At 64.9% G+C, this 13,520-nt stretch carries 9 protein-coding genes; 3 read left to right on the forward strand and 6 right to left on the reverse strand.

What is annotated here, in order from left to right:
• A partial coding sequence (locus F4Y38_10185) for a hypothetical protein (protein ID MXY49641.1) occupies nucleotides 1-570 on the forward strand: 570 nt, incomplete at its 5' end.
• 164 nt (nucleotides 571-734) lie between these two features.
• Here F4Y38_10185 and F4Y38_10190 read toward each other — a convergent pair.
• On the reverse strand, nucleotides 735-2,999 hold the full coding sequence (locus F4Y38_10190) for an ABC transporter ATP-binding protein (protein ID MXY49642.1): 2,265 nt from the start codon (nucleotides 2,997-2,999) through the stop codon (nucleotides 735-737).
• Between the two features lie 205 nt (nucleotides 3,000-3,204).
• Here F4Y38_10190 and F4Y38_10195 point away from each other — a divergent pair, with 205 nt between their 5' ends.
• Nucleotides 3,205-4,263: a carbohydrate kinase gene (locus F4Y38_10195; protein ID MXY49643.1), complete on the forward strand. Its 1,059-nt coding sequence runs from the start codon at nucleotides 3,205-3,207 to the stop codon at nucleotides 4,261-4,263.
• 90 nt (nucleotides 4,264-4,353) lie between these two features.
• Here the strand turns inward: F4Y38_10195 and F4Y38_10200 are convergent, their stop codons facing one another.
• The 5 genes from F4Y38_10200 to F4Y38_10220 all read right to left on the reverse strand — a co-directional run bounded on the left by F4Y38_10200 (nucleotide 4,354) and on the right by F4Y38_10220 (nucleotide 12,420).
• On the reverse strand, nucleotides 4,354-4,989 hold the full coding sequence (locus F4Y38_10200) for a hypothetical protein (GenBank protein ID MXY49644.1): 636 nt from the start codon (nucleotides 4,987-4,989) through the stop codon (nucleotides 4,354-4,356).
• Between the two features lie 25 nt (nucleotides 4,990-5,014).
• Nucleotides 5,015-9,544 carry a DEAD/DEAH box helicase gene (locus F4Y38_10205; protein MXY49645.1) on the reverse strand — a complete coding sequence of 1,510 codons (4,530 nt, stop codon included), beginning with the start codon at nucleotides 9,542-9,544 and terminating at the stop codon, nucleotides 5,015-5,017.
• A gap of 386 nt (nucleotides 9,545-9,930) precedes the next feature.
• Complete coding sequence (locus tag F4Y38_10210) at nucleotides 9,931-10,125, reverse strand: hypothetical protein (protein MXY49646.1); 195 nt, start codon at nucleotides 10,123-10,125, stop codon at nucleotides 9,931-9,933.
• A gap of 20 nt (nucleotides 10,126-10,145) precedes the next feature.
• The gene (locus F4Y38_10215) at nucleotides 10,146-10,988 is read right to left on the reverse strand and encodes a phytanoyl-CoA dioxygenase family protein (GenBank protein ID MXY49647.1); all 843 of its coding nucleotides are present in this window, start codon (nucleotides 10,986-10,988) and stop codon (nucleotides 10,146-10,148) included.
• 25 nt (nucleotides 10,989-11,013) lie between these two features.
• Entirely contained in the window at nucleotides 11,014-12,420 is a 1,407-nt protein-coding gene (locus F4Y38_10220) for an amidohydrolase (GenBank protein MXY49648.1), read from the reverse strand.
• A 148-nt stretch (nucleotides 12,421-12,568) separates the two neighbouring features.
• On the opposite strand from F4Y38_10220, the gene F4Y38_10225 reads away from it, so the two are divergent.
• Complete coding sequence (locus tag F4Y38_10225; protein MXY49649.1) at nucleotides 12,569-13,417, forward strand: hypothetical protein; 849 nt, start codon at nucleotides 12,569-12,571, stop codon at nucleotides 13,415-13,417.
• Nucleotides 13,418-13,520 lie beyond the last annotated feature (103 nt).

The raw sequence follows: 13,520 nt of genomic DNA on the forward strand, positions 1-13,520 counted from the left end.
ACGCCTCCCCCCCCCCCGCCGCCCCCCGCGCCCCGCCGCCCGCCCCCGCCCCGCCCCGCGGGGCCCGGGGGGGGGGGGGGCGGGGGGGGCCGCCCCCCCCCCCGCGACCGGGTCCTCGAGTACGTCGATGATAAGCCGCATGATGTAAGGCGGAGCGAGTTCGGCCAGGGTGAACAGGAGCGACAGGAAGACCATCAGCGCGAGTTTGGCCTTGAAGGGCACGGCGTATCGGGCGATCCGCCGCATCATCGCGAGCCGGTTGGTACATGCCGAACAGATCCCGTTCGGCTCGGGCAGGAGTCGTCCGCACCGGTCGCACCGGGTCTTGTCCACCTCCCCCTGCATGTCGACCGGGTCATCCTTGATGAGCTGGTCGATACCCCGGGCGATCCGCGCGAACTTGGCGCGCTGGGACGGGGTGTAGCGGATGACCTCGACCTCTTCGTTCCCGATCACCACGTTGATCCGGCCCGAGCCGACCAGTTCTTCCACGGCGGCGCTCTTGGCATCGGACAACTCGATGGACGCGTCCCCGTTTCCCATGCCTGCCCCGTTCGAATCGAACCGTAACACGCGCTGGTCCGTCACCAGGAGCCAGCGTTCCTCGAAGCGCAGGTCTTCCGTCAGGTCGGTCGCCGCGGCGATGCGGACGGACTCTCCTTCGCGCAGCGCCTCCCGGCATCGGTCGGCCAGCGCGTCGGGCATCCTCTCCTGGTAGGTGGTCGCGGTGTCGGTCATGCCACCTCCATGATCTCGGACGTGGCTTTCTGCAGCCGCACCAGGTGATGGAAATGGCCCCGGTTCGCGATCAGTTCTTCGTGGGTGCCTTCCTCGACGACCCGGCCCTGCTCCAGCACCACCAGCCGGTCGGCGTCCCGCAGCGTGGACAGGCGATGGGCGATGGCGATCGTCGTGCGCCCCTTGATCAACCGCGCGATGGCTTCCTGGAGCTGTTTCTCCGTCTCGGCGTCCACCGAGGACGTCGCCTCGTCCAGGATCAGGATGCGGGGGTCGTGGAGGATCGCCCGGGCGATGGATACGCGCTGCTTCTCGCCGCCCGACAGCCCCGTGCCCTTATCCCCGAGAATCGTATCGTATCCATCGGGCTTCGCGAGGATGAAGTTGTGGGCGTTGGCCGCCCGGGCCGCCGCCATGATGTCCTCGAAACTCGCGGCGGGCTTTCCGTAGGCGATGTTCTCCCGGATCGTCCCGTTGAAAAGGATCGGTTCCTGCAGGACGACGCCGATATGGCCCCGCAGGTCTTCGAGCCGGATGTCCCGCAGGTCCACGCCGTCCAGCGTGATCGAACCGTAGTTCACGTCGTAGAACCGGCAGATGAGGTTTATGGTCGTACTCTTCCCGGCGCCCGACTTGCCGACCAGCCCGATCATTTCGCCGGGCCGGATATGTAGATTGACGTCCCGCAGCACCGGCAGCGCGGCGTCGTACCCGAACGTCACGTCCTGGAACTTGATCTCGCCCCGCGTCTGCAGCATCTGCTTCGCGTTCTTGTCTTCGTAATTCTCCGGTTCCATGTCGATGAGCTCGAAGACTCGTTCGGCGGCGCTCATGGCCCGCGTCATCCAGCTGTTGACCCGGCCGAGCCACCGCAGCGGACCGTAGAACATCTGCAGGTAGAAGTAGAACAGTATCAACTCGCCCAGGGTGAGTTCCTGTCCGAGCACCTGCCCGCCTCCCACCAGCCACACCACGACAAAGCCCAGGAAGTTCAGCAGGCCCATGGTGGAGAAGTAGTAGATCCACTGTTTCTCGGTCCAGTACTCCAGGGCGAACATGTCCCTCGCGTTGCGTCTGAACCGGCCGACCTCCCTGTTCTCCTGGGCGAAGGCCTTGACGATACGAATGCCCGAAAGGGATTCCTGAATGTGGGTGAAGAACCCTTCCCACTGGCGCCACATCCGGGTGTAGTAGGTCCGCAACCTCCGGTAGAGGACCCGGCCCCATATGACGATGAGCGGCACGGGGATGAGGATGTAGAGCGTAAGCACCCAGTTGGTGTAGAACAGCATGCCGATGATCCCGAGCGTTGTCATCCAGCGGAGGATGAGGAAGGGCAGGCCGTCCACCAGGAAGCTGCGCACGTTCCGGGTGTCCCGCGTCACGCGCGAAAGCAGGCCGCCCGTCTTCTGCTTGTCGTGGAACCCCAGCGAAAGGTATTCGACGTGATGGTACACCTGGGCCCGGATATCCGCCACCACGCGGGCGCCCACCCAGGCCGTCAGCCAGCCGTTCGCCATCTCGCCCAGCCAGCGGAGTACGAGCAGGCCGGCCATGGCCGCGACGAACCAGAACAGCAACTCCTTGTCGCCGTTCTCGAAAGCGTCGTCGATGATGAGCTGCGTTATCTTGGGCGGGAGGAGTTCCGCCACGCTGAGCACGGCGAACAGCGCCACCATGGCGATGGCCCTGGTCCGGTGGGCGCCCAGGTAGGAGCAGATCCGCTTGAGCATGCCCCACTTGCTGACGCAGGCGGGACACAGCCCGTCCCGGGTGGGCAGACGCCTGCCGCAGGTGTCGCAGACCACCCGGGGGAATTCCGTCTTGACCTGAAACGGCTTTTCCTCGATGTGCTGCTCGATGCCGCGCTGCGCCTCGTTGAAGACGTCTACGCGGCTCTGGGAATAGCGAATCAGCGGAATCGTGTCTTCTGCCGTGTAGACTTCCAGGCAGGAGCCGCCTACCAGGGGTTCCACCGCCACCCTGGTCAGGTCCTCCAGCGGCACGGCGATGTCGTCGCCGGCGCCGTTGAGTTCCAGGGCCATGACGCGTCGGTCGGTTACGATGAGCCAGGAGGGCTGGAACCGGCCTTTCGCGTCCAGGTCCGATTCCAGGGTGATGTGGATTTCTTCGTCGGTTTCCAGTACGGGGTAGAGCTTTTTCTGAATCTGATCCGGCAGGGGATCGGCCAGGCGCATGTAACTTCCTTTGGGACCTTGCTGCGGGGCGTGCCGACTTGAGGAATGAACGGAACCGGTCATATATCAATAAAGTGGATGCATCCGTAACGCTTCACTGCCTCGAATGCGATTTGAAGTCCTTGTACAGTGTGAGGAAATCGCGGCTCGCTCCAGTTCGCGAAGGTACACTTTATGAGCCCGAAAATCAAGGAAAAGCACCCTACCAAGCATGTTTATTTACTGTAATTACTTTTATTTACGTCCGCTGGATCATACATTGCCAGAGATGACTCCACACCGTCTCGAAAGCCTGCTGTCCCGCTTCGCCGGCCTGTCCATCATGGTCGTCGGCGACTTCTTCCTGGACAAGTACCTGGTCCTCGATCCGGCACTGGACGAACCGTCCCTGGAGACGGGGCTGGCCGCGCGCCAGGTCGTGGCCAGACGCTGCATGCCCGGCGCCGCGGGCACGGTCATGGCCAACCTGCATGCCCTGGGTGTCGGACACTTGCTCGCCGTTGGGGTCACGGGCGACGACGGGGAGGGTTACGAACTCAGGCAGGGACTGGCGGCAATGGGGGTCCGCCTCGACGGACTGTTCGAATCCCCGGACCGGTTCACGCCTACCTACATCAAGCCCATGAACCGGAAGCCGGGAAGAGAGAGGGAATCGAACCGCATCGACATACAGAACCGGACGCCCACGCCGCGGGTCCTGGAAGAGCGGCTGGTCGAATTTCTGGAAGACATGGCGCCCAGGGTGGACGGGGTGGCGGTCCTGGACCAGGTGGGACGGCGCAACACCGGAGTGGTCACGGACCGGGTCCGGGAAGCGATCGGCAACCTGGGCAGGACCCTGCCGGACAAGGTCATCCTGGCGGATTCGCGCGAACGCATCGGCGATTTCCGCCACGTCATCCGCAAGGGAAACCGGGACGAGGTCCGAGGGGCCGCGGGGAACGCAGACGAAGACCAGAAAGAAACGGCCGATCTGGCGGCGGCGGAAAGGTGGGGAAGTGGCCTTTTTGATACCAGCACCGGCGGCGGGGAAGGAACGGCCCGGCCGGTTTATATCACCCTCGGCGCGGAGGGCCTGCTGCTGATTGACGACGAGGACAGCCGGCATGTGCCTGGCATACGCGTTCCGGGACTCGTGGACACCGTCGGGGCGGGAGACAGCGTCACGGCCGGGATCGTGGCCTCGCTGGCCGCCGGCGCGACGCCCATGGAGGCCGGCCTGGTCGGCAACCTCGCGGCTTCGGTCACAATCCGTCAACTGGGCGGCACGGGAACGGCCTCGCCCGCGCAGTTGATGGAAGCCATGAAGACCATGATGGAAGCCTGAATGCGACGGGCTGAAGGGGCCGCCAGTGGCTTCGGCGGTGCGCCCCGTCAGGTGGAGCGGACCGGCGGGAGGTTCGGCTGGGAAAAGCGTCTAACCCGGTTCCACCTTCCAGAAACTGAATACAATGGACAAGGCTACGGGCATCCACTGGATGTTCCGGTCGTTGAACGCGCGAATGTACCGGACGTCCAGCGCCAGGCCGACCGTGGACGTCATCGGCACATGCACGCCGCCGCCGATGAGGATGCTGAATGAAGTCTCTGTACTGAACGCGGTCAGCTTCGTGCCGCGTACGGTACCGAAGAACCGGTCGATTGCCCTGGAGTAGCCGATGCCGCCCAACCCGTATACGGCCGCGGGGGAAGTGGAGGTTTTGTACATCAACCCGAAGTTGGCGCCTTCCAGGCTCACGTTGGCATCCACGTGCGGACCAAGTCGCTGCAGCGCATCGTCACTCAAGCGGTCCCGGTCGTGTTGGCCCCGTTTGACGGAAAAGAGGTTGTCATAGCCGTTGAACGCGAGATGAACGGACTCGGAAACGCGTACCGTCATCCCCAGGAGGAACAGGGATCCTCTGGTCTTTCCGTCCGCAAAACCGCCTGAAGGAATACTCCTTCCGCCACCCAGGCTGATCGACATGCGCTTTTCGGGGACCTGGGCGAATCCCTTGCCGGTTGCCGACAACGAGACTGCGGTAGCCAGAAGGATTAAGACGATCTTCTTCATGCATGTCGCCCGTGACCGGCACGTGCTATGCCTTTTGCGCGCCGGCCTTTTCACGGGTCCGGCGGCCGCTCAGATAGGCCTTCAGCTTCGGCGGGAAATCCCGTTTGACCAGTTCCTGCCGCAGCGCCCACTGATCTTCGGCCGCCACCGGGGACGTCTCCTTGATTTCGCCGCCTTCCATGATCAGGATCGGTTCACCGTCCCGGTAGAGGATCCGGTTGGTCGTAATGCCGGGAACGCGCCGCCCGGGCGTGATGATGCCGACCAGGTTCAGGGGGTCGGCGGCGCTGATGGCCACGAGCGTGCCCTGTTTCTCCTTGCGCCGGATGCTGCGCAGCAGGGTCACCGCTTCGCCCAGGGCGTACTGCTCGCCCCAGACGCCGTTCACGAACCGGCCGCCGCGGATCTCTCCCCGGGCTTCCATCCGCCGCAGCACACGCACCAGGTCCCGCCACGGCGGCGAGGTGTTCTCACGCTCCGTGAGGCGGCGGAACACCACGCCGTACCGGGCGAGCGCGACGCGGGCGTAGGCCTCGAGATCCTCTTCCGTGCGGTCTTCCACCGGCGTCCTGGCAGTCAGACCCCACCGTCCCGCCGTCGACAGGTCGAAGGGATTCCGGCGTTCCCGTCCCCGCCGGGACTCCCGGTGACGCGACGGCACCAGCAGAGCCCGGAGGCCCGCGAAACTGTCGGAGGTCGCCATCCCCGCCGATACCAGCTCCGCCACGGCTTCCTCGGCGTGGGTCCGGAGGAGGCCCGACTGCGAGGTGATGTCGTCGAAAAACACCGCGCCATGCCGGGTCATCAGTTCCAGCACCGTCTTCGCGTAGGTGGAAAGCGGAAGGTCTTCTTCGCCGGCCGCGCCGCTCAGGGACATCCACAGCGAACGGTTCATGCGGTCCACGATGGCGATGGGCGTAGACCGGATCGGACCGGCCGTCTTTCCGTGCTCACCGTTCGACCGGTGGGGACGAAGCCGTCCCCAGGCATACTTGCCGGAAAGGCACAGGTTGTCAAGCCAGGCGTAATCGTAGTCGGTGACGCGGGACGGCAGGATCTCGCTCTCCCAGGCCGCGGCCGGGGCTTCCACGCCTTCCAGCATGCGCAGCACGGCCGTCACGGCGTCGGCCCCCTTGAGCCGGGTGTCGGGCGCCAGGTGATGCCAGGTGAAGAGGAACTGCATGAAGTCGGCGGGTGAAACGGGCTGGATCTCCCGGCGCAGTTTGGTGATCGTGAAGCGGTGGATCCGCGCCAGCAGACGGCGCTCGCACCATTCCAGCACGTCCGCGTCCGGCGAGAACTGTCCCCTGAAGACAAAACCTTCCTGCTCCAGGGCGATCAGCGCCTGATCGACCTTGCCGACGGGCAGGTCGATGGACCCGGCCAGTCCGGCCGCCGTAACCGGTCCCAACGTCTCCAGCCTGCCCCGTATCAGTTCGACCAGCGCGAATTCTTCCAGCCCGTGCTTCTCCGTGGCAGATGCGTCAGCGACGGTTGCGTCAGTGGCGGTTGCGTCAGTGGCGGTTGCGCCGACCTCAGATGCATCATCGGCGGTCGGCTCAGCCGGCCTGGCCTGCCTGGCCGCGGCCTGAAAACCCTTCTCCAGGTTGCTTCTCACGTCGTCCGGGATGCCCTCCTCAGGTTCGAACCGCCCCCGCGGGTGCACCCCCTCGAAATGGATGCGGCGTTCCAGGGGCGTCCACAGGCGCTTTCCGCCCTCCGTCACGAGCGTGGCGGCCCGGCGGTCGCCTTCCAATACGGCGTAAAACTCCGTCCAGCTGCCGAACTGATCGCCCTTTCGCCCCTCTTCGTCCGTGACGTACCCCGCGAGCACCAGAGCGTCGTGGAGTTCGTCGGGACTGCGCACCTCGGGCCAGGCGTCGCCACGCACGGTGTCGATGGCCTCGGGGTCCAGGCGTCCCAGGTCGCCGGCGACCGCGGGGTCGAGCCAGCGTCGGTTCCGAACGGCGTTGGTCCGCCGCTCCTCGAGGGGCGCGTCGTCCAGGAAGGCATAGGGCCGGGCGTTGAGGATCTCCTCGGCCATGGGCGAGGGCTCGCGGAGGTCCCGCGCGTGCACGTTCATGTCTCCTGACTTCATCGTTTTCAGGACCGACTCGAGCGTTTCGACGTCCATGGCCTCGTGCAGGCAGTCCTCGATCGTCTGGCTGACCAGGGGATGGTCCGGCACCTCCCGGTCGCCCGCGATGTTCTCCAGGCACGCGATCTGGTCGGGGAACACCTGGGCGATCAGGTCCTCGGCCACGGACCGCTGTATCTGTGGCGGCACCCGGTCCCCGCCCCTGCGCCGCAGCACGGCCAGGGCGGTCGACGCGTTCCAGCGCCAGCGCACCTCGAACATGGGCGCGTCGAGGAGGGCCTGGACCAGGACCTCCCGGACCGTCTTGGCGTTGAGGTAGCTGAAGACGTCGTCCAGGGGGAAGCTGTGGGTGGCGCCCAGGGAAAGGATGATGGAATCCTCGTTCGCCGCGGCCTGCAGCTCGAAGTTGAAGGTCCGGCAGAAACGCTTGCGCAGGGCAAGTCCCCAGGCCCGGTTGACCCGGCTGCCGAAGGAGCTGTGGAGCACCAGGTGCATGTCGCCGGCCTCGTCGAAGAACCGTTCCGCCACCAGGTCTTTCTGCGAGGGGATGACGCCGAGGGCCGCCTTGGCCGCGCCGAGGTATTCCGCGATCTGCGTCGCGGCCACGTGGGAGACGCCCGCGGATTCCATCAGCCAGTCCTCGGCCTCCCGCTTCCATTCCGGGTCGAGCTTCCCTTTCTCCGTTCCCACGTCCATCCGGCTCGCGACCTCTTCCCTCAGCCGCGACAGCGAAGCGGAAAGCTCGACCGTCCTACCCGGCGCTTCGCCGAACCAGAAGGGCATGGTGGGGGGCAAGCCCTGGGCGTCCTCCACGCGGATCTTGCCCTTCTCCACGCGCAGGATGCGCCACGAGTTGTTCCCCAGTTGCACGATGTCCCCGGCCGTGCTCTCGATGGCGAAGTCCTCGTTCAGCGTGCCGATGAAGGTCTCCGTGGGCTCCATGATCACGTCGTAGTCGAACTGGTCGGGAATCGTCCCGCCCGACATCAGCGCGTTGATCCGGGCCCCCTTGCGGCCCCTGACCGTACCATTCATCAGGTCCCGCTGGATGTAGGCGTGCTTGCGGCCCCGTCGCGGCGTATAGCCTTCGGCCAGCATGGACACGACGCCGTCGAATTCCTCCCGGGACAGACCGCGGTAGGGATAGGCCTTTCGCACCAGGTGGTACAGTTCGTCCTCGCTGAAATCGCAGTTGGCCACCTCCGCGATGATCTGCTGGGCCAGCACGTCGAGGGGCTGGTCGGGGATGATGATCCGGTCCAGCTCGCCCCGCCGCACCGAATCCATGATCGCGGCCGCCTCAACGAGCTCGTCGCGCGTCAGGGGGAACAGGCGGCCCTTCGGCGTGCCCGTGATCGTGTGTCCCGACCTGCCCACCCGCTGGATGAGCGTCGCGATCGCCTTGGGGGAGCCGATCTGGCAGACGAGGTCCACGGATCCGATATCGATCCCCAGTTCCAGGGAGGCCGTGGCTACGAGGGCCTTAAGCGCGCCGGCCTTGAGCCGTTGTTCGGCGTCGTGCCGGTGCTCCTTCGACATGCTGCCGTGGTGGGAGGTGACGTTTTCTGTACCCAGCCGTTCGCTCAGGTGGCGGGCCAGCCGCTCCGACATGCTCCGCGTGGTGACGAAGACCAGGGTCGTCCGGTGCCGCAGGATGAGCTCCTCGAGGCGTTCGTACACTTCCTCCCACACCTCGTTCGACATGACGGCGCCGAGGGGGGAACGGGGGACTTCGATCTTCAGCTCGAGTTTGCGCCGATGCCCGGTATTGAGGATCTTGCAGCCCTTGCCCTTCGCGTAGCCCGCGCCGGCGAGGAAGTGGGCGATCCGGTCGATGGGTTTCTGCGTGGCCGATATGCCGATGCGCGTGAGCCGACCGGTGGCAAGCCGTTCCAGCCGCTCCACCGACAGGGCAAGGTGCGACCCCCGCTTGTTGCCCACCAGCGCGTGGATCTCGTCGATGATGAGCGTGTGCACGTTCGGCAGGATCCGGCGCCCGCCCGCGCTCGTGAGCAGCAGGTACAGGCTTTCCGGCGTCGTCACCAGGATGTGGGGCGGATGCTTCGTCATGGCGGCTCGCTCGCTCGTGGGCGTGTCGCCCGTGCGGACCGCCACGCGGATGGGCACGTCGGGCCGGCCGCGCTCCTTGAGGATCGCCTGGATGCCCTTCAGCGGGACCTGCAGGTTGGCGTGGATGTCGTTGCTGAGGGCCTTCAGGGGGGACACGTAGACGATCTGCGTGCCCTCGGGCAGCGTACCATACTGGCCCTGCCGCACCAGGTCGTCGATGGAGGACAGGAAGGCCGCCAGCGTCTTGCCGGAACCCGTGGGCGCCGCGATCAGCGTGTTTTGCCGCTGCTTGATGACCGGCCAGGCGCGCTTCTGGATGTCGGACGGCTCGTCGAACCGGTCCTCGAACCAGGCGGCCACGGCGGGATGGAAGAGGTCGTTGGCCATGGATTTCTGATCTTGTGATTCATACTTCCGTCGGACCGTCGCGTTTCCGGTGAAATGTCACGCATACGGCTCACGGTCCGGCGAAGGAAAGTGCTATACTTATGAAGGAAGTCGATTTCTTTGTTACAATCAAGTGTTGAGTGCGATCCCCGCACCGGATTTCTCGATCGCTGACAGTGGCTAGTAGGCTATGGCGTAGATCAGCAGTACGGTGCCCAGGATGAGCGCGATCAAGCCCCTGTTCCGGGTGGTGAGTCCGATTCGTTCCACCGTTCGGCCGCCGGCCCAAACAATCACGCCCGATACGAACAGGTATATCCCTGCGGCGATCAACAACACGCTCATGATGCTGGCCCGATGTTGAGACTATGGGGTACGGAGAAACGTCAGGTCAGCAAGGTAATCCCGATGGTGTTTATGACCACGCCCACGGCCATGGCGATCTTGCCGCGCCTGGGGGTGGATAGGCCGATACGTTCCATGTTATTGCCGCCGGCCATGGCGAGCAGGCCCGTGATGAAGAGAAACATGCCCACGAGCATCAATGGGAAAATAAAGACGGCGTCCAACACTTCGCTCATAACGGTGGCTCCTTGTTGAATCACGCCTCATACAGCACCGGGCAATACGCGGGATCGTCCAGGTGCTGCACGTAGTAGTCGGTGCGGCCCTCCACCGGCCTGGTGTTCTCCGTCCGCAGGTGAAAGGCAAAGCTGCGGCGCGGCGCGTCCGATACGTTCGGCCCGCTGGCGTGGTAGGTGTGGCGGTCGTGGAAACTGACCGCGCCGGGAGGCAGGACCGCTTTGACCTCCTCCCAGCTTTCTCCCTCGGGTACGGGGATGTCCTTCTGCTGCGCTTCGTGGTCGTGGCCGAAGAAGTCGCCGCTGTCCAGCAGCCCCCACCGGTGCGAGCCCCGCAGGAAGCGCATGGGGCCGGACGCCCCCGTCACGTCGCTCACGGCGACCCAGGCCGTGAACAGCTCGCCCTCCATGTACCGCCAGTACTGCTTGTCCTGGTGCCAGCCGACGTTGCCGGTCACCCCGCCGTCCGATCCGACCGGCGGCTTGTATAGCATCTGCGACGCCCACAGCTGGACACGTTTCGCTCCCAGCAGGGCGGCCGCCCAGTGCCCGATGGCGGGATGCGAGGCCAGTTCGTAGATGGTCCGGTCCGACAGGTGCGCCTGGTCGATCTTGCGGATGCGCTTCGGGTCGTCGCCAGGGTTCCATGATCGGCGCGGAGGTTCCCCGGTCTCGTAGACGCCGTCCATGACCGCGTCCATACGGGCGGTCACGCGTTCGATCAGATCCGTCGGAATGATGGGCGGTGAAAAAAAGAAGCCGTCTCGCCGGTACCGTTCGCCGGCGTCCGGGGGCATGGCGACCTTCGGCTTCGGGGGCATGGCGACCTTCGGAATGGTACTTGTCATCTGGTCCTCGCGCATCCTCCCTCGCTCGTCAGAAGATACACTACGCCTCAGGCAGCGCGCTCTTGTACGTTTTGCCGTCCCGCGCCTCGTCGAATTCCTCGTTGGCGCGCTTGAGCAGTTCCGGGTCCCGCAACAGGTCCAGGCCCGTCAGCGCCAGGGCCTTGGCCGCGAAGAGCATGCCCCTGCTGCCGATGCTTGAACCGGAGGAGGCCACCATCTGCCAGCTGTGGGCCGGCGTGCCCAGGGGCCAGCAGCAGGTCGTGAGCTGCCCCGTGGGCGCGATCCAGCTCACATCGCCCACGTCCGTCGAACCTTCCACGTGCGGCGGGGTATCGGTATGGGGAAGCACCTGCGTCCAGAGGGGATTCTCGATGCTTTCGGCAATGGAATCCTTGACCGTCGATTTCTCCATCCGCTCGTAGGCCGACCGGACCGCGTTCTCGGGAAAAGTCGCCTGGAGCTGCCGGGCGAAGCGCCGCTCCTCGGCGGTGAAGGCGAGATCGTTCACGGCCTGCATGTTCTTCAGCATCAGGTCGGAGATCGTGCCGTTCGGCAGGACCTCGTAGGCGCCCCCGATGAACTCGATATCGTGGGTCGTGCCGCTCATCAGCGCGGCACCCTTCGCGATGTCGAGCACCCGTTCGTACATCTCGTCCACCTCGGCGCGTTTCGGCGACCGGATGTAGTACCACACCTGGGCAAAGGCCGGCACCACGTTCGGCGCTTCCCCGCCGCTCGTTACCACGCTGTGGATGCGGGCCTCCGGGATCACGTGCTCCCGGAGGTAATTCATGCCCACGTCCATCAGCATCACGCCGTCGAGGGCGCTGCGTCCCTGGTGCGGCATGGCCGAGGCGTGGGCGGCCACGCCGTGGAAGTTCACCTTGAAGGAGTTGAGCGCGAGCGACGAACCGTTCCAGACCAGGTTCGTTGCGCCGGGATGCCAGGTGATGGCGGCGTCCAAGTCGTCGAAGACACCGTCGCACGCCATGAGCACCTTGCCCACCACCTGTTCTTCCGCGGGACAGCCGTAGTACCGGATCGTGCCGGCGATGCCGTCCCGTTCCATCGCGCGCTTCAGGGCCTTTACCGAACCCAGGCACGCCGTGCCGAAGAGGTTGTGCCCGCAGCCGTGTCCGGGGCCACCCGGTTCGATGGCCTCCCGCTCAGCGGAAACCGTCTGGGACAGGCCGAGCAGTGCATCGTACTCGCCCAGGAACCCGATGATGGGATCTCCCGAACCCCAGGTGGCGACGAAGGCCGTTTCCATCCCCCCGGCGCCCCACTCGATGGTAAAGCCGTCCGCTTCCAGATCCTTTGCCTGCAGTTTCGACGCGTAGGTCTCCTGCATGGCGATCTGCGGATGGTCCCAGATGTCCATGGCCATCCGGGACAGGTCGTCGTCCTGGTCGTTGACGTAATCGATGATCAGTTTTTCCGCGGTCATGGTCGGGCTCTCCGGTCGGTGCGCGGGATATTCGTGGAAAATGAGGGATTTGGGATGTCGATGCGGTATACAAGGGTATATTATAACTGTCGTCAGGCCTACATGCAACGTAGATGCGCTGTAGATACATTGTAGATACGACTACACCATGCGCCAGTTCGACCGGAAATTCGGCGAGCGCCTCATCGATGAATCGCCCATGACGCCGGCGGTCTACCTGTTCAAGGACGGGGAGGGCACCGTACTCTACGTCGGAAAGGCCGGGAACATAAGGCGGCGCCTCCAGCAGTACCGAAACGCTTCGCGCCGCAAGGTGCACCGCAAGATGCGGACGCTGGTCCGGGAGGCGAGCACCCTGGTGATCATGCCGCGGGAATCGGAACGCGAGGCCCTGCTGCTCGAGAACGAACTGATCCGCAAGCTGCGGCCGCCGTACAACGAGGACGGCACCTGGGACTTCCTGTACCCGGCCCTCGGCCTGGGCGGCACGGAGAAGCAGGTCCTGCTCTGCTTCACGACCCATGTGGATGCTTGGAAGGAACTGGACCTCAAGTGGTATGGCGTGTTCAAGTCGCGGCGGCGCGCCCTGGCCGCCTTCGACGCGCTGGTCTACGTACTGAAGCTGATCGGGCATATCGAACCGGTCCGGCATCTCCCGCCCCACGAACGGATCCGGGGTTCCCGACTGACCGGATTCCGCCAGGTGCCGACCGAGGTCGTTGCCTCCCTCGAACGCTTCCTGTCCGGCGCCGGCCCCGACGCCCTCGTGCCCCTGACCCACGGCCTGCTGGAGAAACCCGTCGCCCGCCTCGGCGCGTCGGAAGTCCAGCGGAACATCCGTTTTCTGGCACACTTCCACGAACAGGATCTCGCTCCGCTGCGCGCGGCCATGCGTTCGGCGGGCCGTCCGGGTACGTACGTACCGCAGGACGAGCGGGACGCGCTGTTCCTTGCCACGGATGAGCGCATCGGAACCCGTCACGACGTTGATCCCTGACCAGACCCCGCGGTGTCCCGCGGATTTCGGAAACTACCCTACTTTTGCAAGGCTATATTTGATTTTCCTTATTTCTTGACATAAATATGTATTATTTTATATT

This window comes from Gemmatimonadota bacterium, assembly GCA_009838645.1.
Classification (GTDB): Bacteria; JAAXHH01; JAAXHH01; order JAAXHH01; family JAAXHH01; genus JAAXHH01.